Raw genomic sequence first — 24,107 nt, 5'->3', positions numbered from 1 at the left:
GCCTCTCCGCGCTGGCGGAGGGGAACCACGATATTTGCAGGATGGTCTATGCTGGAAAGGCCATGCATAACAACGGGGTGTAGAAATGAGCAATGATATTACCGCCTGGGTCGTCAGCGTGAACTTCCACGAACTGGCGCTAACGGAGATCAATGAGGTCAGCAACCATTTTACCCGGGCAGGGTTTGTACTGACGCTCAATGATGAAGAGGGCACTCCCCATGAGCTGGGCACCAATACCTTTGGCCTGCTGAGCGCCCAGGCAGCCGAGGAAGTGAAGGCCCTTGGCGCCGGACTGGCGGAAGCGGCCCTTGGCCGCCCGGCGGAGATCGCCGTCAGCACATTCGCTGAATGGTTAAAAGCTCAATAAGTGCGTTTAGCGCAACGTAAAGCGTCAGTTGTGCGTCAGTTCCAGGTTTACCCGGTAGTAATGCGCTAACCTTATGATATGGTGGAAAACATGGGGAGAGACAGCATGTGGCAAGCAATCAGTACTCTTTTACGCGATTGGCATACCGAAGACGCTGAAATCGAACTGAAAACCGAGCTGCCCGGCGGAGAGATCCATTCCGCCTGGCATTTGCGTTTCGGCGGCAAAGATTACTTCGTGAAATGCGACGAACGGGAACTCCTGCCTATCTTCACCGCCGAGGCCGATCAGCTGGAGCTGCTGTCGCGAAGCAAAACCGTTCGCGTACCGCAGGTCTTTGCCGTCGGCAGCGATCGCGACTACAGCTTCGTGGTCATGGAATACCTCCCTCCCCGTCCGCTGGATGCGCATAACGCTTTCCTGCTTGGCCAGCAGTTAGCCCACCTGCATCAGTGGAGCGATCAGCCGCAGTTCGGTCTGGATTTTGATAACGATCTTTCCACCACGCCGCAGCCCAACGCCTGGCAACGTCGCTGGTCGGTGTTCTTCGCCGAGCAGCGTATCGGCTGGCAGCTGGAGCTGGCGGCGGAGAAAGGGTTGCACTTTGGCGATATCGATACCTTAGTCGATATGGTACAGCAGCGGCTGGCCAACCATCAGCCGCAACCTTCGCTGCTACACGGGGACCTGTGGTCCGGCAACTGCGCCTTAGGGCCGGATGGCCCCTACATCTTCGACCCGGCCTGCTACTGGGGCGATCGCGAATGTGATTTAGCTATGCTGCCGATGCACCCGGAACAACCTCCGCAGATCTATGACGGCTATCAGTCCGTCTCACCGCTGCCGGCTGGTTTTCTCGAGCGTCAGCCGATCTACCAGCTTTATACCCTGCTGAACCGGGCGATATTGTTCGGTGGCCAGCACCTGGTGACGGTCCAGCAGGCGCTGGACGATGTCTTGATGGAAAAAACGCGTTAGACAAGGTTTACGGCGGACCTCCCCGGTCCGCCGCCCTGCATTATCAGTTAATCTCGACGCCGTTGAGACGGAATTTAATGGTCATCGTCACGCCGGTTCCCGGTTTTGCCTGCTCGTAACGCCATCTGCGCATCGCGCTTTTCACCTCGCGCTCAAACATATTCGCCGGCTGGGCGGAGAGGATCTGCAGATTATCAATTCGGCCATCAGGCGTGACGTCAAACTTCACCCGCACCGTTCCTTCAATGCGCAGCGCCTGAGCGCGCGCCGGATAGGTCGGCTGAACGCGGCTGATCGCCCGCGGGCCGCTCGGGGCAGTGACGGTGGGTTTGGCCGCTGCGGTGGAGGTGCTCGGCGCGGTGCGCGCTGGCGTCGTATTGTTGTTTTCAAACGGTGAAGCCGGACGCGGCTCCGCGGCCGGTTTGACGTCCCGCTTCGGCTGCTCAACCTTTTTCTCCGGCCTGGGCTTCGGTTTAGGTTTGGGCTTCGGCTTAGGTTCTGGTTTATGGATCACCACCGGCGCCTCTTTCGGCGGCTCCGGGACCACCTCAGGCTCCGGCTCCGGTTCAGGTTCAACAACGGGCTGCACGACGGGTTGCGCCGCCGGGGGCGGCTCAAGATCGGCCGGCGCCACCATCGTGATCTCTATCGGCTGCGTCGGGGAAGGCTGTTCAATAACCTGATGTACCGAGGTATAAAGCAGCCCCGCCACAACGGCACCGTGGATAGCCACGGATAACAGCGTTGGCCACGGGAAGCGGCGAGGTAAATCAAGGGTCATTGCGCTCATAGTCGTTTCTGTTGAAAAATGATGCACCGATTTTAAATGCAAATAGCAATCATATTCAATAAGCCGTCTTAACCTGAGTCAATTTTTGCCACCATTTGCGGAAAAAAGCCGCGTCAGCGGGGCATTCGACACCGGGGCGCATCTTTGCATTGCAGTCCATCGTCGTTTAACTTAACGTAATTCGCCTGTTTAATGATAAGGAGCTTTGCCGTGCTTTACGTTATCTACGCTGAAGATATCGCCGATTCTCTGGAAAAGCGGCTCTCGGTTCGCCCCGCGCACCTTGCGCGTCTACAACTTTTACATGATGAAGGTCGGCTGCTTACCGCCGGGCCAATGCCGGCCGTTGACAGCAACGAACCGGGCGCAGCCGGATTCAGCGGCTCAACGGTGATCGCTGAGTTTGAATCGCTGGAAGCGGCTCAGGCCTGGGCTAATGACGATCCGTATATCGCCGCCGGCGTCTACCGCCAGGTCTCGGTGAAGCCGTACAAAAAAGTGTTTTGAAAAATATTCCCTTCGATTTTTCTGGTTAACAACAACGCACCAGGCCATCAGATGAAAGGGCGCATTTTGCTACATCACATTAAAATGTCGCCCTTTTTAACCGCACGCAAGCGTTGTCTGTTATCCGCCGGAGACGCCAGGAAGATGAGCACATCCCTTCTCCTTCGACGACATCATCGACCCTCACCTCGCCTTTTACGGCCATTGAAAATGCTGGACCAAACGTCGACGCCGGGCATGATTTTGAATTGTAAATGTATTGAATCAGTCTGGAACAGAGGCCTTGCATTGGATTTAGCGCTTGCTTTACAAGCCAGCACATCCTGACATCGCCCGGTAAATCCAAAACACAATTGAAAGAAGATCGTTAAAGAGAGATAGATGCTGATCAACAGATATAAAGGCCTGGAGTAAATAAGCATGCATATCCCGTTCCGCAGGTATGGGACCCCATATCGCCATCTTACTGCATTCAGAAACGCGGTGGCTTGAAAGCGTCTGAAAATAAACGGAGTGCGCTGATACAGGCACATATCAATATGGAAGGAACGTATAAAACTACGCAACCAGATTTACGTTGCAGATGATCATTTTTTAAAGTCGATTAATTTCGCTGGGTAAACTTCACGCAGAGTAATTGTAGGGTGATTTTTGGTTGATTAAAAAATTTGAACGGGAATAACAAATGTTTTCAATAAGTGCCGCATTTTTTTTGGGCTACCATTTATGTACCTGACGCCTATGAGGATTTTTGTGTGAATACCCTGAAAAAAACCGCATTGCTTTCTCTGCTTGCCTTATATATTCCTGTGTCACAAGCCGCAGCGACAGAATATAGCCTGGATCCGCAGCATACTTCCGTTGTTATTGCCTGGAACCATTTTGGCTTCTCTAACCCTACAGCGTATATCTCTGATGTTTCAGGGAAACTGTCTTTCGACAAAGACAACCCGGAGAAATCCTCTGTGCACGTCACGCTGCCAGTCAAAACCATTGACACTCACGTCAAAGCGTTAACGGATGAGTTTTTAGGCAAAGAGTACTTCGATGTCAACACGTATCCTGAGGCCACTTTTCAGAGCACCCGGGTGGAAAGTAAAGGCGACAATAAATATGATGTTGAAGGTAACCTGACCATTAAGGGCATCACCAAACCGGTTGTATTGCATGCCACTCTGAATAAACAGGATATGCATCCGATGGTGAAAAAACAGGCCATTGGTTTTGATGCCACAGGGGTAATAAAACGTTCAGACTTCAAGCTTGATAAATATGTTCCGGCGGTGAGTGATAACGTGACTATCACGTTATCCACGGAAGCCTATGCCAAATAAATTAACGCCCGCAAAAGCGGTGCGTTTTATTCCGGGTGGTTATCCTGATAGTGAGCACGACATTGAAAAACGATCGACGACCCCACGCCCTGTCCGGACTTCCACTCGGCGGTGAATGCCTGTTGCGGAAAAAGGCGTTCTGTCGATAATCCCCGTCATACCCTGACAGGCATCGCATAGATATTTCAATAGGCGATCTGGCGATGTTAAAAGGGAATGCCGCGCAGAGCGGGAAAACGACAACGGCACCGCGTTCGGTGCCGTTGTTCTGCTCGTTTAACAGTCGGGGAAGATAAACAGCAGAGCATGACGCTGCCGTTTCACCAGTCCCTTCCTGATAGCGAGGATCCGCATATTGCGGCGTGATTGGGCTTCCAGCCAGCGCGCTTTACGGCGATTCACCTGTCTCAGCATGCGCCAGCGCCCTACTTCCGTTCTACTACGCTTCATTGCAACGACTCTACGAGTGAAAACAGCCCCCATTATAAACCTCTGCCGGCGACTGACCACCGCTTTCGCTGCGTTTTTATTTGCCAGAAAAATACTGATGCGTAAACTCATCACATAACGTCATTCAAAAGGATTTTACATCTATGACAACCTTTTACACGGTGGTGAACTGGCTGGTCATTCTGGGGTACTGGCTGTTGATCGCCGGTGTAACATTACGAATTCTAATGAAACGCCGCGCTGTGCCGTCCGCCATGGCATGGTTATTGATCATTTATATCCTGCCGCTGGTGGGGATCATCGCCTATCTCTCCTTTGGCGAGCTGCATCTTGGCAAGCGGCGGGCAGAACGCGCGAGGGCGATGTGGCCTTCCACGGCCAAATGGTTAAACGACCTCAAAGCCTGCAAACATATCTTTGCCGAAGATAACAGCCCGGTGGCCGAGTCCCTGTTCAAGCTTTGCGAACGGCGCCAGGGCATTGGCGGCGTAAAAGGCAACCAGCTGCAGCTGCTGACGGAATCTGACGACGTCATGCAGGCCCTGATCCGCGATATTCAACTGGCTCGCCATAACATAGAGATGGTCTTCTATATCTGGCAGCCAGGCGGTATGGCCGACAGCGTCGCCGAATCGCTAATGGCCGCCGCCCGTCGCGGGGTTCACTGCCGGTTAATGCTCGACTCCGCGGGCAGTGTGGCCTTTTTCCGTAGCCCATGGGCGGCGATGATGCGTAACGCCGGCATTGAAGTGGTCGAGGCTCTCAAGGTCAATCTGATGCGTGTGTTTCTGCGCCGGATGGACCTGCGCCAACATCGTAAAATGGTGATGATCGATAACTATATCGCCTACACCGGCAGCATGAATCTGGTCGATCCCCGCTACTTTAAGCAGGACTCGGGGGTCGGGCAGTGGATTGACCTGATGGCGCGCATGGAAGGCCCGGTGGCGACCTCGATGGGCATCGTCTACTCCTGTGACTGGGAGATCGAGACCGGAAAGCGTATTCTGCCACCGCCGCCGGACGTCAATATCATGCCGTTTGAAGAGGCCAGTGGGCATACCATCCACACGATCGCCTCCGGTCCGGGCTTTCCGGAAGATCTGATCCATCAGGCGCTGCTCACCGCCGCCTACGCGGCGAAAGAGCATTTGATCATGACCACGCCCTACTTCGTACCCAGCGACGACCTGCTGCACGCTATCTGTACCGCCGCCCAGCGCGGCGTGGACGTGAGTATTATTTTACCGCGCAAGAACGATTCGCTGCTGGTGGGCTGGGCCAGCCGGGCCTTTTTCACCGAGCTGCTGGCGGCAGGGGTGAAGATTTACCAGTTTGAAGGCGGCCTGTTGCATACCAAAAGCGTGCTGGTCGATGGCGAACTGAGCCTGGTGGGAACCGTGAATCTGGATATGCGCAGCCTGTGGCTCAATTTTGAAATCACGCTGGTCATTGATGACGCCGGCTTCGGCAGCGATCTGGCGGCGGTTCAGGATGACTATATCTCGCGCTCGCGCCTGCTGGACGCCCGTCTCTGGTTAAAACGTCCGCTGTGGCAGCGGATCGCCGAGCGACTGTTTTACTTCTTCAGCCCGTTGCTGTAAAACGTGCCCATCAGATACCGAATGAGTAGCAATCATGGATATGGATTTAAACAACCGCCTGACCGAAGACGAAACGCTTGAGCAGGCATACGACATCTTCCTCGAACTGGCGGCCGATAACCTCGACCCGGCGGACATCATTCTGTTTAACCTGCAGTTTGAGGAGCGCGGCGGCGCCGAGCTGTTCGACCCATCCGCAGACTGGGAAGAGCATGTGGATTACGATCTGAACCCGGATTTCTTCGCCGAAGTGGTGATTGGCCTGGCGGATACCGACGGCGGGGAAATCAATGATATCTTCGCCCGCGTGCTGCTGTGCCGCGAGAAAGATCACAAGCTGTGTCATATTCTGTGGCGTGAATAACGCTGACCCGCCAGTGAAAAGCCTGCCGCGTTCCACCCGGCAGGCTTTTTTTATGCCGAGAGTTTACTTCGGTAAGACATGACCGCAGGCGTGGCAAAACCGGGCGTTATCGTCATGGTCACCCTGCTGGCACTGCGGGCATACCCGCTGCTGGCGCCGCCGGTTCAGGGCGCTGGTCATATGGGTGGTGATAAGCCCGGTCGGAATGGCAATAATGGAGTAGCCGATCAGGATGAGAATGGAGGCCAGGATGCGGCCCAGCGGCGTGTGCGGCGTAATATCCCCGTAGCCGACGGTGGTGATGGTCACAATGGCCCAATAGACCGAAGCGTTGAGCGTGGTAAAACCATACTCTGGCCCTTCTATCAGGTACATTAACGAGCCGAAAATCACCATCACAATGGCGATAAACGAATAGAACAGGATCAGCTGATGGCGCGCGCTGACAATCGCCCGCCAGAACACATTGAGCGAAGGCATAAAGCGCAACAGTTTGAGAATACGCAACGCGCGGATCGCCCGCATTGCCCGCCAGGCAAAGACATAATTGAGGCTAATTTCCGGCCACAGCCACATCACGTATAGCGGCAGGATGGTCGCTAAGTCAATAACCCCCCAGAAGCTGAAAATGTAGTGGAGCGGATTGGGCCATGTCGCAATACGCAGCAGATACTCCAGGGTAAAGACCGCGGTCACCATCAGCTCCAGCCAGACGAATAAATGCCATTCATCTAATGTCAGATGATATTGCGTGCCCAGCCCCGATTCGACAAATATCACCACCACGCTGAGCAAGGCGAAAAGTCCGCACAGCCCTTCGAAGCGGCGGCCGGAACGTCGGTTTTGATCGAAAAGCAAATGATAAAGCCGCAGGCGAGCGGCAGAAAGCATACCCACTTCGTTAACCTCGCAAAAAAAAGGGCTGACCTGCGTCAGCCCCTGAGATTATAACGGGTCTACCTTAAGGCAGGAAACCGCATGGCGGAAACTGCCCTCCAGCACCGGGCGGGTTTTGGCGCACTCCGGTCCGGCGAGCGGACAGCGGGTGCGGAAGACACAGCCCGACGGCGGATTAATCGGCGAGGGTAATTCGCCCTCCAGCAGCTGGATGGTTTTCGTTTTTTCGAGGTCCGGATCGGGGATCGGCACCGCCGACATCAGCGCTTTGGTATAGGGGTGTAGCGGATTATGGTACACCTCATCGTAGGTTCCCAGCTCCACCGCATGGCCCAGATACATCACCAGTACGCGATCGGAGATGTGCTTAACCACCGCCAGATCGTGGGCGATAAATATCAGCGACAGTCCCATTTCACGCTGCAGCTGCTGCAGCAAGTTGACCACCTGAGCCTGGATGGACACGTCAAGCGCGGACACCGGCTCATCGCAGATAATCAGCTTCGGCTCGAGGATCAGCGCCCGCGCAATGCCGATGCGCTGACACTGACCGCCAGAGAACTCGTGCGGATAGCGGTTGATCAGGTTAGGCAGCAGCCCGACTTTCATCATCATCGCCTTCACGCGATCGCGCACTTCCTGACGCGGCATCTTCGGATGATAGGTACGCAACGGCTCAGCGATGATTTCTCCGATGGTCATACGCGGGTTCAGCGAGGCCAGCGGATCCTGGAAGATCATCTGGATATCGCTGCGCACGTCGCGCCACTCTTCCTGCTTCATGCCCAGCAGATCTTTACCCAGCCAGGCCACTTTGCCATCGGTAGCCTTCACCAGACCAATGATGGCACGGGCGAAAGTCGATTTACCGCAGCCGGACTCCCCCACCACGCCGAGGGTCTCACCTTCATAGAGACGCAGCGTCACGCCATCTACGGCTTTCAGCGTTTTCGACGGCTGCCAGAACCACTGTTTGCCATCTTTAATATCGAAATGCACCTTCAGGTCGGCAATTTCGAGCAGGACTTTTCGTTGTTCAGTTACGGCGTTCATAGCAGCTCCCCCACCGGTTTAAAGCAGGCGCGCAGGCGGCCTGGCGCGAACGACTCCAGCGGCGGCGCGCTGCTGCACTGTTCCATTGCGTGCGGACAGCGCGGCTGGAATGGGCAGCCCTTCGGCAAACGCAGCAGGTTTGGCGGGTTGCCCGGAATGGTCAACAACGCATCGCCTTCGGCATCCAGACGAGGAACCGCATTCAACAGCCCAATAGAGTAAGGGTGAGACGGCTGATAGAAGACATCGCGCGCCTGACCATACTCCATGGTGCGGCCCGCGTACATCACCAGCACTTTATCGCAGATCCCCGCCACCACTCCGAGGTCATGGGTGATCATAATGATGGCCGTATTAAATTCGCGTTTCAGCTCATTCAGTAACGTCATGATCTGCGCCTGCACGGTGACGTCCAGGGCGGTGGTCGGCTCATCGGCAATCAGCAGCCGGGGCCGGCAGAGCAGCGCCATGGCAATCATCACGCGCTGGCGCATCCCGCCGGAGAACTCGTGTGGGAACATTTTCATGCGCTTGCGCGCTTCCGGCATTTTTACCGCGTCGAGCATCTTCACCGATTCTTCAAACGCTTCGGCTTTGCTCAGCCCTTTATGCAGCATCAGGACTTCCATTAACTGCTCGCCCACCCGCATATACGGGTTCAGAGAGGTCATCGGATCCTGGAAAATCATCGAAATTTGCTCGGCGCGCAGTTTATTCAGCTCACGCTCAGGCAAATTGAGGATTTGCCGACCGTTAAAGGTGGCGGAACCCCCGATTCGGCCGTTGGCCGCCAGCAGTCCCATCAGGGCGAAGGCGGTCTGCGATTTACCGGAGCCGGACTCCCCGACAATACCGAGCGTCTCCCCCGCCTGCAGGGTGAAGTTCAGATCATTAACGGCGGTGACATCGCCATCCGGCGTTTTAAAGGTGACGCGAAGATCTTTCACGTCCAGCAGCAGGCCGCTGTGGCTCTGCGCTTGCGGCGCTTTTGCCGTTTCAATCATGGTCATGGCAGCGCTCCTTAGCGGTCTTTCGGGTCGAGGGCATCACGCAGACCATCGCCGATAAAGTTGAAACAGAACAGGGTCACCACCAGGAAACCCGCCGGGAACAGCAGCAGCCAGGGCGAGACTTCCATTGAGTTGGCGCCATCGCTGAGCAATGCCCCCCAGCTGCTGAGCGGCTCCTGCGTCCCCAACCCCAGGAAGCTGAGGAAGGATTCAAAGAGGATCATGCTGGGGACCAGCAGCGAGGCGTACACCACCACCACGCCCAGCACATTAGGAACGATATGGCGCAGCACGATGCTCGCTGTGGAGACCCCGCCGACCTGCGCCGCTTCAATAAACTCTTTGCGCTTCAGGCTCAAGGTCTGTCCGCGTACGATACGCGCCATATCCAGCCAGGAGACCATGCCGATAGCGACAAAAATCAACAGGATATTCTGGCCAAAAAAGGTCACCAGCAGGATAACGAAGAACATAAACGGGAAGGAGTTGAGGATCTCCAGCAGACGCATCATCACCGAATCCACTTTGCCGCCGAGATAACCGGAAAGCGAACCGTACAGCGTGCCGAGGATCACCGCCACCAGCGCCGCCGCCACCCCGACCATCAGCGAAATACGCCCGCCGATCGCCACGCGCACCAGCAGATCGCGACCGGAGGAGTCGGTCCCGAAGTAGTGGCCAGAGGCCATGTCCGGGGCGTTAGACATCATGCCCCAGTCGGTGTCGAAATAGGAGAATGACGACACCATCGGCGCGAAGGTCACGAACAGCGCAATAAGCACCAGCATAATCAGGCTGGTGACCGCGGCGCGGTTGTGCATAAAGCGGCGACGCGCATCCTGCCAGAGGCTACGCCCCTCCACTTCCAGCTTCTCACTGAAGTTTTCCAGCGCCTCGCTATTTTTCTTACTTAACATCATGGCGAACTCCGGCTTCAGTAGCGAATCTTCGGATCGATAACGGCGTACAGCACGTCAACGATGGCGTTGAACAGGATAGTCAGGGCGCCAACCAGGATCGTCAGGCTGAGCACCAGCGAGTAGTCGCGGTTAAGCGCCCCGTTAACGAACAGCTGGCCAATCCCCGGCAGGCCGTAAATGGTTTCAATGACCATTGAGCCCGTAATGATGCCCACGAAAGCCGGCCCCATATAGGAGAGCACCGGCAGCAGCGCCGGCTTCAGCGCATGACGCAAAATAATGCGGCGCATCGGTAGCCCCTTCGCCCGCGCGGTGCGGATAAAGTTAGAGTGCAGCACTTCAATCATTGAGCCGCGGGTAATACGCGCGATACTGGCGATATAGGCCAGGGAAAGCGCCACCATCGGCAGGATCATAAATTTCAGCGCCCCGCCGTTCCAGCCTCCGCCCGGCAACCAGTGCAGGGTAATGGCAAAGATCATCACCAGCAGAGGCGCCACCACAAAGCTCGGAATAACCACGCCGGTCATGGCTACCCCCATCACCGCATAGTCCCAGCGGGTATTCTGCTTCAAAGCAGCAATAACGCCCGCAGCGACACCGATCACAACCGCCAGCAAAAAGGCGGCGAAGCCCAGTTTCGCCGAAACCGGGAAGCTGGCCGCCACCAGATCGTTGACCGAATAATCTTTGTATTTAAAAGAGGGACCAAAATCGCCATGCGCCAGCTGCTTCAGGTAATTGAAGTACTGCGTCATGATGGGGTCGTTTAAATGGTATTTTGCTTCAATATTCGCCATGACTTCCGGCGGTAGCGTGCGTTCCCCGGTAAAAGGACTTCCCGGAGCCAAACGCATCATGAAGAATGAGATGGTAATAAGAATAAATAGCGTCGGAATCGCTTCCAGACAGCGACGTAAGATAAATTTTAACATTGCCCGTACCTTCTGGCGTGTGCCTTTGCACTGCTCTCAAATAAGACACGATGGAGCGAGCACAGGCCCGCTCCACGTATTGCCATTAATGTTTGATAACGTAAAGGTCTTTTGTATAGACGTTATCCATCGGGTCTTTACCGGTGTAGCCACCGACCCACGGTTTCACCAGGCGGGCGTTAACATAGTAATAGACCGGTACGATCGCGCTGTCTTTATCCAGCTGCTGCTCTGCTTTCGCATAGGCCGCCGTGCGCTGTGCTTCATCGGATGCTTTTACGGATTCAGCCATAATTTTGTCGAACGCCGGGCTCTTATAGTGCGCAGTGTTCATTGAGCTGTCAGAAAGCATGGTGTTCAGGAAAGAGGTTGGCTCGTTATAGTCAGCGCACCAGCCCGCACGCGCCACGTCATAGGTGCCCTGATGACGGGTATCGAGGAACGTCTTCCACTCCTGGTTGACCAGCTTCACGTCAATGCCCAGGTTTTTACGCCACAGCGAGGCGGCGGCAATCGCCAGCTTCTTGTGCAAATCAGAGGTGTTATACAGCAGGTTGAAGGTCAACGGTTTATCGGCGCTATAGCCGGCTTCGGCCAGCAGTTTTTTCGCTTCTTCATTCCGTTTTTCCTGCGACCAGGTAAACCATTCCGGCTCGGTCAGCTTCGCGCCATCGGTATACGGCGGGGTGTAGCCGTAGGCCGGCAGATCGCCCTGTCCTTTCACCTTATTGGCAATGATATCGCGATCCAGACCCAGCTTCAGCGCGGTACGCACGCGCACGTCGGTGAACGGCGCTTTCTGGTTGTTAATTTCGTAGTAATAAGTACACAGATACGGGTCAACGTGCAGCTCGTTCGGGATCTCTTTTTTCAGTTTCTGGAAGAGCTCGATCGGCAGCTGGTTATAGGTCATATCCAGTTCACCGCTGCGATAACGGTTAACATAGGTCACTTCAGAAGAGGTCGGCAGCCAGGTGACGGTGTTGATAACGGTTTTGGCATTATCCCAGTAATGCGGGTTGCGCTCCATCACGATACGTTCGTTGACCACCCAGTCTTTCAGGGTGTAGGCGCCGTTGGTGACGATATTGCCAGGCTGCGTCCACTTCTCGCCAAACTTTTCAATCGCTGGTTTATAGACAGGAGACATCGCCGGGTTAACCAGCAGTTTGTAAAAATAGGGGACCGGCTCGCTGAGGGTGACTTCCAGCGTATGGTCGTCAATGGCTTTTACGCCCAGCTCGCCTGGGGCTTTCTTGCCGTCAATGATTTCATCAACGTTGAGGATATGACCATACTGCGGGTAGCTGGCATAAGGAGACGCTGTTTTCGGGTCTACCAGACGCTGCCAGCTATAAACGAAATCCTGGGCGGTAACCGGCTCGCCGTTAGACCATTTCGCATCTTTACGCAGATGGAAGGTCCAGACTTTGAAATCTTTATTATCCCAGCTCTCTGCCACACCAGGGATCGGGTGGCCATCTTTCGGCGAGGTATTCAGCAAGCCTTCGAACAGGTCGCGGCTAATATTCGCCTCGGGCACCCCTTCAATTTTATTCGGGTCCAGCGATTGCGGCTCGGCGCCGCTATTTCGCACCAGCGTTTGCTTATCCGAAAGCTGCACACCGGCCGGGACATCCGCTGCCATAGCCATATTGCCAGCCATGAGCGCGGATAGCACTCCTGCGGCGATCAAACGTTTTTTAGTGATGATGGTCATTGTGTTGTAACTCCAGTCATTATAATTACTGGTTTTTTAACCAGCCTGTTTTTTTTCCCGTTTTCGGGATCTGTCCAACGCAGGAGTGTTTGCGATTGGCAGATTGCTATCACCGACTTATTTATTACGACCGCTCGAACGGCAGTCTTAACGTCGATTCGTTCCCCCTCGCTGGAGGGCAGTTCAGGCGCAATGAGACGATTAAAAATGATTCTCATTTACACGCATAATTCAGCAGACGATAACGGCGGAAAGTACCAAAAGGTAAACACCTCCGCCAATGCAATTTGCAAATATGTTACCGGATTCTCTTTTATTGCCGGCTTTGCCAGCGTCACTAGCGGTTGCCACAATATGCCGACAGAAAAATGTTTTTATCGATCATATAGTTACTAAATTTCCATCAGTCATCATACTGCGCAGCGACCGCGAGATGATTTTTTGTACAAAAATTTAACAATAGATTACTTTTTAGCACATTCATCTGCAGCCTTGTTAAAATTACTAATATCATTTCGATGATCCGACAGCAAGCGCCAGAGAATGATGTGAAGAAAATAACATCACAGGAGGGAGAGACGTGAGGGGAATGTTAAGAGAAATATTTCATATCTTAATGAAAAACATGAATTAATAGCGATATCGCAAAATCGTATTCCTACCGCCGGTTCCACGCTGGTTAATAGGTTTTGCTAATAATCGCGCAGGCGTGAAGGGAGCCTCCCCGCCTGCGTGGCAACGAACTAACTCAGCAGCCCCGGGAAGAGCGCTTTAATCCCCGTCACAATAAACTCAATGCCGAGAGCCATCAGCAGCAGGCCCATAATACGGGTGATAACGTTAATCCCTGTCTGCCCCAGCAGACGCACCAGCCATGGCGCCATGCGGAAAATTCCCCAGCAGCAGAGGGCAAAGACCGCAATCGCCAGTGAAAAACCGACGAGATGCACCCAGGAGTGATACCGCGTACCCCATACGATAGTGGAACTGATTGCCCCCGGTCCGGCCATTAACGGTAGCGCGAGAGGAACGACGCCGATGCTCTCCCTCACCGCCGTCTCCGACTTCTCCTGCTTGTTCTGCTTATCTTCGCCGAGCTTACCGCTGATCATCGACATCGCAATGGTCACCACCAGGATGCCGCCGGCGATACGGAAGGAATCAATGGAGATACCAAAGATCTGCAGAATGCCATCGCCGAGAAACAGTGACGTCAGGAGGATGATCGCCACCGACAGGTTGGCGGTCAGGTTGGTCTTATTGCGCACTGCTGCCGGCTGGTAGCTGGTCATACTAATGAACACCGGAATAATGCCCACCGGGTTAACCAGGGCAAATAAGCCGATGAAAAACTTGAAATATGCAGAAAAATCGAACAGTGATTGAGTCACAATGGGCTCCGCAGCATCATCAAAATTGGCGGTTGACTGTTAACAGCATAAAATAACTGCGCGAAACATACGCTTTTTGCATGCAATATTCATTATAAATATGCATAACCCGGTGATATGTATCGAATGTTAGCTATTTGTAGTTTTAATGCTAATCGTTTTTTTAATTTCAAAACCCTCCCATTACACTTGATCGAACCGGTCAAAAAGCAGCCAGCTGAAAGGTATCAGCAGTGCCAATACTTGATCTAAATCACGTAATTTGTACTCAGAAGTGAGTAATCTTGATGACACCAAAAGAGTGGAAGGCAGCAGTACCTGAAAGTTAAAAAGAGAAAGCTTTTTTAGTAAATCGGTAAAACAGCGTCCTGATTTTCCTACATAAACATTTACATGCAAGCTGTTTACAGCCTGTCTATAATGTCGAATCGAGCGACTGATTTACTAAAAAAGTTTAACATTATCAGGAGAGCATTATGGCTGTTACTAATATCGCTGAACTGAACGCGCTTGTTGAGCGTGTCAAGAAAGCCCAGCGTGAATATGCCAGTTTCACTCAAGAACAAGTCGACAAAATCTTCCGCGCCGCCGCGCTGGCCGCTGCAGATGCTCGAATCCCTCTCGCCAAAATGGCCGTTGCCGAATCCGGTATGGGCATCGTTGAAGACAAAGTGATCAAAAACCACTTCGCTTCCGAATACATTTACAACGCTTATAAAGACGAAAAAACCTGTGGCGTCCTGTCAGAAGACGACACCTTTGGTACCATCACTATCGCTGAACCTATCGGCATCATCTGCGGTATCGTACCGACCACTAACCCGACTTCAACAGCCATCTTCAAATCGCTCATCAGCCTGAAGACGCGTAACGCCATCATTTTCTCTCCGCACCCGCGTGCTAAAGAAGCCACCAACAAAGCGGCTGACATCGTCCTGCAGGCTGCCATTGCTGCCGGCGCGCCGAAAGACCTGATTGGCTGGATCGATCAGCCGTCTGTTGAACTGTCTAACGCCCTGATGCACCACCCGGACATCAACCTGATCCTTGCGACCGGTGGTCCAGGCATGGTGAAAGCAGCATACAGCTCCGGTAAACCTGCTATCGGCGTAGGTGCCGGTAACACCCCGGTGGTGATTGATGAAACGGCTGACATCAAACGCGCCGTTGCTTCCGTTCTGATGTCTAAAACCTTCGATAACGGCGTTATCTGTGCTTCTGAGCAGTCCGTTGTGGTGGTTGATTCCGTTTATGACGCGGTTCGCGAACGTTTCGCCAGCCACGGCGGCTACCTGCTGCAGGGTAAAGAGCTGAAAGCCGTTCAGGACATTATCCTGAAAAATGGCGCGCTGAACGCCGCTATCGTTGGTCAGCCTGCGGCGAAAATCGCTGAACTGGCAGGCTTCACCGTACCGGCCACGACTAAAATTCTGATTGGCGAAGTCACCGACGTTGACGAAAGCGAGCCGTTTGCTCACGAAAAACTGTCTCCGACGCTGGCGATGTACCGTGCGAAAGATTTCGAAGACGCCGTGACCAAAGCTGAAAAACTGGTCGCCATGGGCGGTATCGGTCATACCTCTTGCCTGTACACCGACCAGGATAACCAGCCGGCTCGCGTGGCTTACTTCGGCCAGATGATGAAAACGGCGCGTATCCTGATCAACACCCCGGCTTCTCAGGGTGGTATCGGTGACCTGTACAACTTCAAACTCGCTCCTTCCCTGACTCTGGGTTGTGGTTCCTGGGGTGGTAACTCCATCTCTGAAAACGTTGGTCCGAAACACCTGATCAACAAGAAAACCGTTGCTAAGCGAGCTGAAAACATGTTGTGGCACAAACTTCCGAAATCTATCTACTTCCGTCGTGGCTCCCTGCCTATCGCACTGGATGAAGTGATTACTGATGGTCACAAACGCGCGCTGATCGTGACTGACCGCTTCCTGTTCAACAACGGCTATGCCGATCAGATCACCTCCGTACTGAAAGCAGCGGGTGTTGAAACTGAAGTCTTCTTCGAAGTTGAAGCTGACCCGACGCTGACCATCGTACGTAAAGGCGCCGACCTGGCGAACTCCTTTAAACCAGACGTGATCATCGCGCTGGGCGGCGGTTCCCCGATGGATGCGGCAAAAATCATGTGGGTCATGTACGAACATCCGGAAACCCACTTCGAAGAACTGGCGCTGCGCTTTATGGACATCCGTAAACGTATCTACAAGTTCCCGAAAATGGGCGTTAAAGCCAAGATGGTGGCGATCACTACCACCTCCGGTACCGGTTCTGAAGTTACGCCGTTCGCCGTTGTGACCGATGATGCGACAGGTCAGAAATATCCGCTGGCGGACTACGCGCTGACCCCGGATATGGCCATCGTCGATGCCAACCTGGTGATGGATATGCCGAAATCGCTGTGTGCGTTCGGTGGTCTGGATGCCGTGACCCACGCCCTGGAAGCTTACGTTTCCGTGCTGGCTTCTGAGTTCTCTGACGGCCAGGCTCTGCAGGCGCTGAAACTGCTGAAAGAGTACCTGCCGGCTTCCTACCACGAAGGTTCCAAGAACCCGGTTGCCCGCGAGCGCGTACACAGTGCCGCCACCATCGCCGGTATCGCGTTTGCTAACGCCTTCCTCGGCGTGTGTCACTCCATGGCGCACAAACTGGGTTCCCAGTTCCATATTCCGCACGGTCTGGCCAACGCCCTGCTGATCTGCAACGTTATCCGCTACAACGCGAATGACAACCCGACCAAGCAGACCGCGTTCAGCCAGTACGACCGTCCGCAGGCTCGTCGTCGCTACGCTGAAATCGCCGATCACCTGGGTCTCTCCGCACCGGGCGACCGTACCGCAGCGAAAATCGAGAAGCTGCTGGCATGGCTGGAAAGCGTGAAAGCTGAGCTGGGTATTCCGAAATCTATCCGCGAAGCTGGCGTTCAGGAAGCTGACTTCCTGGCCCACGTTGATAAGCTGTCTGAAGATGCATTCGATGACCAGTGCACCGGCGCTAACCCGCGCTACCCGCTGATCTCCGAGCTGAAACAGATCCTGCTGGATACCTACTACGGTCGCGAGTTCGTCGAAGGCGAAGCAGCCGCGAAAGCCGAAGCAGCTCCGGTGAAAGCTGAGAAAAAAGCGAAAAAATCCGCTTAATCGACAAGCATAAACGTTCTGCAAGCCCCGTCATCTGACGGGGCTTTTTTTTGCCCGCCGACAGCCAAGCTTTAACGCCTGCTGGCCCAACGGAGCGCAGGCAATAAAAAGGCGCCCACAGGCGCCTGGACGAGCTTCTGCGCGTATTAGCTGGGGCGGTGCTGGTTTTGTACCTGAGTTAACGAGCCGACGCTCAGCGCCTCTTTATAATGCTTACGACAAACTGACACGTACCGCTCATTGCCGCCGATGACGACCTGCTCGCCCTCGTTGTAAGGACGCCCCTCCTGATCGAGGCGCAGCACCATACTGGCCTTCCGGCCGCAGAAACAGATGGTTTTCAGCTCCACCAGCTTATCTGACCAGGCCAGTAAATACTGGCTGCCGGTAAAGAGCTCACCGCGAAAGTCTGTCCGCAAACCATAGCAAAGCACAGGAATATCCAGCGTATCGACAACTTCAGACAGCTCGTGAACCTGCTCGCGCGTCAGAAACTGGCTTTCATCCACCAGCACGCAGTGAATCGGCTTTAGCTTGTGCTCTGCGGCAATATCGTTAAATAGCGACGTCTGTGGGTTATACAATCGGGCCGGCGAGGAGAGACCGATACGCGAGCTGACTTTTCCGGCGCCAAAGCGGTCATCAATCTCAGCGGTATAAACGACGGTACGCATCCCCCGCTCCTGATAATTGTACGAAGATTGCAACAGAGCGGTCGACTTACCTGCATTCATTGCAGAGTAGTAGAAATAAAGTTGTGCCATCGGCTGCGTGACCCCAATCAAAGTGTTTTATCGCGGCGGCGATTGTACCATATTTTATGCGTACAGCCGCCCATTCGGCAGGGGTATTGTATCGCAGCTGAAGAGCCTGCAAAGCCAAAGGATTAAGAGGATGAATTGAATTTTCAGGGCCATTATTTGTACGCCCCGCTACGCTACTGGCGGGGTAACCATTGTCTTTTCGTGCTTATAGGGCGGTTACCTATGGGGCTATAAGCGGCGCCGCGCGTTGTTTTATATTAAGCCTCATAACCAAAAATGCGCTAATACTGACAAGGGTTATTTACCCATGTAAAGGATAATTTTTCTCACCGAACCTCAGAAAAAGCATACCGTCTCAGTGTTTTAGCTTACCTTCTGCTCATCGCTATAAGGATGAAAGATGTGAAGCGGCACGGGAATTTTAACTTAAATTAATTAATTCTCGCGACAAATAACCAGTAATTTTGAATTCCTTACATTCCCCCCTATTGCACAACGCATTTTATCGCTCTATTATTAGTTCAACAAACCACCCCACAATATAAGTTTGAGATTACTACAATGAGCGAAGCACTTAAAATTTTGAACAACATCCGTACTCTTCGTGCGCAGGCAAGAGAATGCACCCTGGAAACGCTCGAAGAAATGCTGGAAAAATTAGAAGTCGTTGTTAACGAGCGCCGTGAAGAAGAAAACGCCGCCGCGGCAGAAATTGAAGAGCGTACGCGTAAGCTGCAGCAATATCGTGAAATGCTGATCGCTGACGGTATTGATCCGAATGAACTGCTGAGCACCATGGCAGCCGTTAAAGCCGGTACCAAAACCAAGCGTGCTGCACGTCCGGCTAAATACAGCTATGTCGACGAAAACGGCGAAACCAAAACCTGGACCGGCCAGGGCCGTACCCCGGCGGTGATCAAAAAAGCAATGGATGAGCAAGGTAAATCACTGGACGATTTCCTGATCTAATCTCCGTTGTTACGATATAAAAAATCCCGCTGCGGCGGGATTTTTTTTGCCCCCAGGGGCCGATATAAAAAACCGGGAGCGCATCTGCGACTCCCGGTTTTGTGCTTTCAGCAGCGCTGCAGATTACTTAGCAACCGCGGTTTCCAGCCAGGCTTTAAAATCGTCACCCAGCGTTTTGTGGCGAATACCATATTCGACGAACGCCTGCATGTAGCCAAGCTTATTACCGCAGTCATGGCTCTTGCCTTTCATATGATAAGCTTCGACCGTCTCTTTTTCGATCAGCATATCAATCGCGTCAGTCAGCTGAATTTCATCACCGGCACCCGGAGGAGTCTTCGCCAGCAGCGGCCAGATATCGGCGCTGAGGACATAGCGCCCCACCACCGCCAGGTTGGACGGGGCGACGTCAGCTTTTGGCTTCTCGACCACGCCTACCATCGGCACGCTTTCTCCCGGCTTGAGAGATTCACCTTTGCAGTCAACGACACCGTAAGCGGTCACGTCGTCGACAGGCTCAACCATAATCTGGCTGGCGCCGGTCTCATCGAAACGAGAGATCATCTCTGCGAGGTTATCGCGGCTCAGATCGGATTCATATTCATCCAGAATAACGTCTGGCAGAATAACTGCGACCGGCTCATCACCCACCACCGGATGGGCGCAAAGCACCGCGTGTCCCAGACCTTTTGCCAGGCCCTGACGAACTTGCATAATGGTTACGTGCGGCGGACAAATAGACTGTACTTCTTCCAGCAGCTGGCGTTTCACACGTTTTTCCAGCATCGCTTCCAGCTCAAAACTGGTATCGAAATGGTTTTCGATAGAGTTTTTGGACGAGTGCGTTACCAGAACAATTTCAGTAATTCCTGCAGCGATACATTCATTAACAACGTACTGAATTAACGGCTTATCTACCAGCGGCAGCATTTCTTTTGGAATCGCTTTGGTGGCCGGCAGCATCCTGGTGCCTAATCCCGCAACCGGGATAACCGCTTTTCTGACTTTAGAATTAAGGGCAGCCATTGAAATCTCCTGGACTGTTTGTTTTTTAAACTTCTCGTTACAAATAACGTGTCGAGTATATCAGTCAACCGCGTATTCACTGGTCTGAAAAGCTTCCGATAGCCTCGAATTAGGACTTTTACGCATAAAACTGCTCGATGTTACCACCGCTAAAGGACAACGGGTAATCCCGTCTGCTTAGATATAAACGCAATTGCTCACTCCGCAGACAACATTAAGCGTAAACGGCCTCCCGCCCCCCAAATTTGGCACTGCCATGAGGTACAGCGTTGACTAATTTGATTAAGGTAAGCATCACCCAGGGTGCCCAAAGGAACGCCATTGCTAATCTGAATTTGATGCTCACCGGTATTCAGCGTGCCATTAAGTCCCGCCGACACCAGAATTAAATTTTTCAGTCCGCTGTGGTAATACCCCACTAACAAAGGAAACTGGCCGGGAAGGTTTGCCTGACGCAGGAGCTGATTCACCTGTTTTAGCAGACTCCCCATTTCTGGTAGCCGCTGTCCCTGATGCGCCAGCTGCTCCTGTAGCAAGCCATTGAACAACGCGCGCAATAATAAAGCGGCCAGGACGCCATTATCTCCTGCCCGTGTGACATCCAGACAATAGAAGGCCAAATCATTGTCTGAGAGCGGCGCGATATCAAGTACCAGACCGGGTTTATCCGCCGACACCAGCTGGCGATAATGAATGCGGCAGTGCGACATTTCCTGTTGCACCGGCGGCTGTAATTCCTGCAGTAATCGTGAAGCCGCAGTGGGATTACTGACCAGCGCGTCCCAGTCCTCAAATAATCGCTCTTCCTCTTCCACCCGTGAACTGAACATCGCAGGATAGAGGCAGGCATAAACGGTTTCGCGCAGGCGATCGAAATCTTTTACTGGCTTTAACAACACGTCCTGAACGCCAAGCCGCAACGCTTTGGCTATATCGGCCATGTTTTCGGTAGCGGAAATCATCAGGATCGGTAGCTGCTCGCCGCGATTACGCAACGTTTCCACCAGCTCCAGACCGTTCATTCTCGGCATCGAAATGTCGCAAATCATCAGGTCCGGATGCACCTCCGTCATTTTATGCAGGGCATCCTTGCCATCTTCCGCCTGGAAGGTTGTTGCTCCCAGCGAGGTCAGCCATCCATGCAAGAGTGAGCGGAAAACGGGTTCGTCTTCAACTATCAGAATCTGTTTTCCCGCCAATGGCTGCGTCATGATATCTCCCCTGGCTGACGATAATTCAATAGTGGCACGCTATTCTCACTATCGCCTGTCAGAATTTGCTTAAGTCAGGTACTCGTGCGTTAAATCGCGGTACGCACTAAGGGTAATAATTCATCCATTTTCTTTTCTACCGCCAACTGCCCTGCGGTAATCGCCTCGCCGGCGCGATGGAAATCAAGCGTCGAGACTTGCGGACAGTACGGTTGCAACAGGATATCCGGCGGGTCACCCGCCATACGATTGCGTTTAAGACGGTTCTCCAGGACCTGGATAGAGGTGGTCATGATCTCCATCGCCGTCGGCGTCACGGCCGTACGGCGGGAACTCATTTGCGTCAAGCGTGCGCGCAGACGAGTATGCCATGGCCCCTCCTTCGCTTCGGCTTCCCGCCGCGGCGTTTCGAGGGAGAATAAATCCTGCTGCATAAGGTGGGCATCATGTTGCAAATCCACGGCAATCACGATATCCGCCCCCATTGCCCGCGTAAGCGATACGGGAACCGGATTGACCACCGCGCCATCGACCAGCCAGTAACCGTTATGCCTGACCGGCGACATTAACCCCGGCATACTGCAGGAGGCTCGAATCGCTAAGTGCAGATCGCCTTCGGTAAACCACAGCTCCCGGCCAGTGCTTAAATTTGTCGCGACGGCGGCAAATCGCCGCTCGCAGTGTTCGATATCGGTCACGGGCATGATGCGGCGATAATGATTGAACACCTTTTCACCCCGCAGTAGTCCACCGCGGCGCCAGGAGAGGTCCATCAGTTTCAAAACGTCCCAGTTACTGAAAGAGCAGACCCAGGACTCAAGGGCCGGGAGTCGGTTACAGGCATACGCCGCCCCTACCAGCGAACCGATAGAGCAACCGGCCACGATATCAATCTCAATGCCGGCCTGCTGGAGGGCGTTGATGACGCCAATGTGCGACCATCCGCGGGCGGCGCCCGCACCTAACGCCAGACCAATTTTAAGCTTTCTCATTAGTACTGATAACTATCCTTCCACTCTGAGCGTGGCAACATTGTCACGGCTCAGTTAACATAAAGCCCTTTGGCGTAGAAGCGCCGTTACTCTTTCTTCCATGGAGGCAGTTTTGTCGCAATTATGCCCCTGTGGCAGCGCACTGGAGTATAGCTCATGTTGCCAGCGATATCTGTCCGGCGCTGAGCTTGCGCCAGGCCCGTCACAGCTTATGCGCTCCCGTTACAGCGCGTTCGTCACGAAAGATGCCGACTATCTGATCAAAACCTGGCATCCGTCCTGTCAGGCGCAGCAGTTTCGCGCCGAACTGGAGAAAGGCTTTGCCCACACCGAATGGCTGGGCTTAACCCTGTTCGCCAGCGATGATGGACGAGCCGCCAATGAAGGCTTTGTCAGCTTTATCGCCCGCTTTAATGACAATAACCGCCCGGGCGCCATTATTGAACGTTCCAGATTCTTAAAAGAAAATGGACAGTGGTACTATATCGACGGGACACGGCCGCTGATTGGCCGTAACGACCCCTGCCCTTGCGGTTCAGGTAACAAATTTAAAAAATGCTGCGGCCAGTAACGCTACCGCAGCGCTTGCAAACACTACAGGATTTTCCTCGCGATGCATTCATTACAACGTAAAGTACTACGCACTATTTGCCCTGATCAGAAAGGCCTCATCGCGCGTATCACCAATATCTGCTACAAGCACGAACTTAACATTGTGCAGAACAACGAATTTGTTGACCACCGTACCGGTCGTTTCTTTATGCGCACCGAACTGGAAGGCATCTTCAACGACGCTATTCTGCTGGCCGATCTGGACAGCGCCCTGCCGGAAGGCTCGATTCGTGAACTCAATCCGGCAGGCCGCCGCCGGGTAGTGATTCTGGTGACGAAAGAGGCGCACTGCCTCGGCGATCTGCTGATGAAAGCCAACTACGGCGGGCTGGATGTCGACATTGCCGCGGTTATTGGCAACCATGACACCCTGCGCCCGCTGGTGGAACGTTTTGGCATCCCGTTTGAACTGGTCAGCCATGAAGGGCTGAGCCGCGAAGAGCACGACAAGCAGATGGGCGACGCGATTGCCGCCCATGAACCGGATTACGTGGTGCTGGCCAAGTATATGCGCGTTCTTACGCCGGAATTTGTCGCTCGTTTCCCGAACAAGATCATTAATATTCACCACTCGTTCCTGCCGGCGTTTATCGGCGCGCGTCCGTATCATCAGGCCTATGAGCGCGGCGTGAAGATCATCGGCGCCACCGCCCACTACGTGAATGATAACCTGGACGAAGGTCCCATCATTATGCAGGACGTCATTCACGTCGATCATACTTATACCGCAGAAGATATGATGCGTGCCGGGCGCGATGTCGAAAAAAACGTATTGAGCCGGGCGCTGTATCAGGTCCTGGCGCAGCGCGTCTTCGTCTACGGTAACCGGACGATTATTCTTTAATCGACTGAGAAATGAATTGGTTAGCTTTCCGGCGTTACGGGTAAAAATCAGGCAACCAGTTTATTTTTGTCAAAGGAATGCTTTACAGGGGCGCATCATTTGGTATGATGCGCCCCGCTTCCCGAGAAGGAAGCAGGCCAGTACTAAGCATTACCCCGTGGTGGGGTTCCCGAGCGGCCAAAGGGAGCAGACTGTAAATCTGCCGTCATCGACT

25 protein-coding genes are annotated in these 24,107 nt (G+C 53.6%); 11 read left to right on the top strand and 14 right to left on the bottom strand.

Going from position 1 to position 24,107, the window contains the following annotated elements:
• The first annotated feature begins 85 nt into the window (after nt 1-85).
• Entirely contained in the window at nt 86-370 is a 285-nt protein-coding gene (gene ghoS / locus ABLX76_RS06135) for a type V toxin-antitoxin system endoribonuclease antitoxin GhoS (RefSeq protein ID WP_348874230.1), read from the top strand.
• 105 nt (nt 371-475) lie between these two features.
• Nucleotides 476-1,348, top strand: coding sequence for a fructosamine kinase family protein (locus ABLX76_RS06130; protein WP_069602893.1), 873 nt, complete (start codon nt 476-478; stop codon nt 1,346-1,348).
• Nucleotides 1,349-1,391: 43 nt separating this feature from the next.
• Here ABLX76_RS06130 and tonB read toward each other — a convergent pair whose 3' ends face one another.
• The gene (tonB, locus tag ABLX76_RS06125) at nt 1,392-2,138 is read right to left on the bottom strand and encodes a TonB system transport protein TonB (protein ID WP_032453270.1); all 747 of its coding nucleotides are present in this window, start codon (nt 2,136-2,138) and stop codon (nt 1,392-1,394) included.
• A gap of 210 nt (nt 2,139-2,348) precedes the next feature.
• On the opposite strand from tonB, the gene ABLX76_RS06120 reads away from it, so the two are divergent.
• Entirely contained in the window at nt 2,349-2,645 is a 297-nt protein-coding gene (locus ABLX76_RS06120) for a YciI family protein (RefSeq protein ID WP_002910042.1), read from the top strand.
• Nucleotides 2,646-3,343: 698 nt separating this feature from the next.
• Entirely contained in the window at nt 3,344-3,979 is a 636-nt protein-coding gene (locus ABLX76_RS06115; RefSeq protein WP_348874227.1) for a YceI family protein, read from the top strand.
• Nucleotides 3,980-4,255: 276 nt separating this feature from the next.
• Here ABLX76_RS06115 and ABLX76_RS06110 read toward each other — a convergent pair whose 3' ends face one another.
• A complete protein-coding gene (locus tag ABLX76_RS06110) occupies nt 4,256-4,429 on the bottom strand; it encodes a YciY family protein (RefSeq protein ID WP_023290120.1) in 174 nt (57 codons plus the stop codon).
• Nucleotides 4,430-4,572: 143 nt separating this feature from the next.
• Between ABLX76_RS06110 and cls the strand changes: the two genes are divergently transcribed.
• Together cls and ABLX76_RS06100 are read left to right on the top strand one after the other, a co-directional pair.
• Nucleotides 4,573-6,033: a cardiolipin synthase gene (cls, locus tag ABLX76_RS06105; protein WP_023290121.1), complete on the top strand. Its 1,461-nt coding sequence runs from the start codon at nt 4,573-4,575 to the stop codon at nt 6,031-6,033.
• A gap of 34 nt (nt 6,034-6,067) precedes the next feature.
• Nucleotides 6,068-6,397, top strand: coding sequence for an HI1450 family dsDNA-mimic protein (locus ABLX76_RS06100; RefSeq protein WP_002910079.1), 330 nt, complete (start codon nt 6,068-6,070; stop codon nt 6,395-6,397).
• Nucleotides 6,398-6,460: 63 nt separating this feature from the next.
• Here ABLX76_RS06100 and ABLX76_RS06095 read toward each other — a convergent pair whose 3' ends face one another.
• From ABLX76_RS06095 to ABLX76_RS06060, 8 genes are all read right to left on the bottom strand, one after another.
• Entirely contained in the window at nt 6,461-7,288 is an 828-nt protein-coding gene (locus tag ABLX76_RS06095; protein WP_032428894.1) for an ion transporter, read from the bottom strand.
• A gap of 54 nt (nt 7,289-7,342) precedes the next feature.
• Nucleotides 7,343-8,347 carry a murein tripeptide/oligopeptide ABC transporter ATP-binding protein OppF gene (oppF, locus tag ABLX76_RS06090; protein WP_002910083.1) on the bottom strand — a complete coding sequence of 335 codons (1,005 nt, stop codon included), beginning with the start codon at nt 8,345-8,347 and terminating at the stop codon, nt 7,343-7,345.
• Nucleotides 8,344-9,357: an ABC transporter ATP-binding protein gene (locus ABLX76_RS06085; RefSeq protein WP_023290123.1), complete on the bottom strand. Its 1,014-nt coding sequence runs from the start codon at nt 9,355-9,357 to the stop codon at nt 8,344-8,346. Before ABLX76_RS06085 ends, oppF begins: the two co-directional genes overlap by 4 nt.
• A gap of 11 nt (nt 9,358-9,368) precedes the next feature.
• Nucleotides 9,369-10,277 carry an oligopeptide ABC transporter permease OppC gene (gene oppC / locus ABLX76_RS06080; RefSeq protein ID WP_004145396.1) on the bottom strand — a complete coding sequence of 303 codons (909 nt, stop codon included), beginning with the start codon at nt 10,275-10,277 and terminating at the stop codon, nt 9,369-9,371.
• Nucleotides 10,278-10,291: 14 nt separating this feature from the next.
• The gene (gene oppB, locus ABLX76_RS06075) at nt 10,292-11,212 is read right to left on the bottom strand and encodes an oligopeptide ABC transporter permease OppB (protein WP_002910089.1); all 921 of its coding nucleotides are present in this window, start codon (nt 11,210-11,212) and stop codon (nt 10,292-10,294) included.
• 85 nt (nt 11,213-11,297) lie between these two features.
• Nucleotides 11,298-12,932 (bottom strand): oligopeptide ABC transporter substrate-binding protein OppA, encoded by a 1,635-nt coding sequence (gene oppA, locus ABLX76_RS06070; RefSeq protein WP_023290124.1) that lies wholly within the window; start codon nt 12,930-12,932, stop codon nt 11,298-11,300.
• Nucleotides 12,933-13,675: 743 nt separating this feature from the next.
• Entirely contained in the window at nt 13,676-14,323 is a 648-nt protein-coding gene (locus ABLX76_RS06065; RefSeq protein ID WP_002910095.1) for a YchE family NAAT transporter, read from the bottom strand.
• 183 nt (nt 14,324-14,506) lie between these two features.
• On the bottom strand, nt 14,507-14,722 hold the full coding sequence (locus ABLX76_RS06060) for a hypothetical protein (protein ID WP_032428896.1): 216 nt from the start codon (nt 14,720-14,722) through the stop codon (nt 14,507-14,509).
• Between the two features lie 77 nt (nt 14,723-14,799).
• Between ABLX76_RS06060 and adhE the strand changes: the two genes are divergently transcribed.
• Nucleotides 14,800-17,475: a bifunctional acetaldehyde-CoA/alcohol dehydrogenase gene (gene adhE / locus ABLX76_RS06055; protein WP_023290125.1), complete on the top strand. Its 2,676-nt coding sequence runs from the start codon at nt 14,800-14,802 to the stop codon at nt 17,473-17,475.
• Between the two features lie 146 nt (nt 17,476-17,621).
• Here the strand turns inward: adhE and tdk are convergent, their stop codons facing one another.
• Entirely contained in the window at nt 17,622-18,239 is a 618-nt protein-coding gene (gene tdk / locus ABLX76_RS06050; RefSeq protein ID WP_032429180.1) for a thymidine kinase, read from the bottom strand.
• Between the two features lie 7 nt (nt 18,240-18,246).
• Here tdk and ABLX76_RS06045 point away from each other — a divergent pair, with 7 nt between their 5' ends.
• Together ABLX76_RS06045 and hns are read left to right on the top strand one after the other, a co-directional pair.
• Complete coding sequence (locus ABLX76_RS06045; RefSeq protein WP_032428897.1) at nt 18,247-18,378, top strand: hypothetical protein; 132 nt, start codon at nt 18,247-18,249, stop codon at nt 18,376-18,378.
• 422 nt (nt 18,379-18,800) lie between these two features.
• Nucleotides 18,801-19,208, top strand: a complete 408-nt coding sequence (hns, locus tag ABLX76_RS06040) for a histone-like nucleoid-structuring protein H-NS (RefSeq protein WP_002910103.1) — start codon at nt 18,801-18,803, stop codon at nt 19,206-19,208.
• Nucleotides 19,209-19,331: 123 nt separating this feature from the next.
• Here the strand turns inward: hns and galU are convergent, their stop codons facing one another.
• The 3 genes from galU to rssA all read right to left on the bottom strand — a co-directional run bounded on the left by galU (nt 19,332) and on the right by rssA (nt 22,437).
• Nucleotides 19,332-20,234: a UTP--glucose-1-phosphate uridylyltransferase GalU gene (gene galU, locus ABLX76_RS06035; RefSeq protein ID WP_023290127.1), complete on the bottom strand. Its 903-nt coding sequence runs from the start codon at nt 20,232-20,234 to the stop codon at nt 19,332-19,334.
• Nucleotides 20,235-20,431: 197 nt separating this feature from the next.
• Entirely contained in the window at nt 20,432-21,445 is a 1,014-nt protein-coding gene (rssB, locus tag ABLX76_RS06030) for a two-component system response regulator RssB (protein ID WP_032453277.1), read from the bottom strand.
• Nucleotides 21,446-21,534: 89 nt separating this feature from the next.
• Nucleotides 21,535-22,437: a patatin-like phospholipase RssA gene (gene rssA / locus ABLX76_RS06025; RefSeq protein ID WP_004203175.1), complete on the bottom strand. Its 903-nt coding sequence runs from the start codon at nt 22,435-22,437 to the stop codon at nt 21,535-21,537.
• A 112-nt stretch (nt 22,438-22,549) separates the two neighbouring features.
• Here rssA and ABLX76_RS06020 point away from each other — a divergent pair, with 112 nt between their 5' ends.
• Together ABLX76_RS06020 and purU are read left to right on the top strand one after the other, a co-directional pair.
• A complete protein-coding gene (locus tag ABLX76_RS06020) occupies nt 22,550-23,008 on the top strand; it encodes a YchJ family protein (RefSeq protein WP_348874224.1) in 459 nt (152 codons plus the stop codon).
• Nucleotides 23,009-23,050: 42 nt separating this feature from the next.
• Nucleotides 23,051-23,893 (top strand): formyltetrahydrofolate deformylase, encoded by an 843-nt coding sequence (gene purU, locus ABLX76_RS06015; RefSeq protein WP_004203178.1) that lies wholly within the window; start codon nt 23,051-23,053, stop codon nt 23,891-23,893.
• Nucleotides 23,894-24,107 lie beyond the last annotated feature (214 nt).

Origin of the sequence: Klebsiella sp. JB_Kp004 (genome assembly GCF_040065795.1) — a bacterium.
Lineage (GTDB): Bacteria > Pseudomonadota > Gammaproteobacteria > Enterobacterales > Enterobacteriaceae > Klebsiella > Klebsiella quasipneumoniae.
This window is presented reverse-complemented; position numbering and strand designations above follow the sequence as displayed.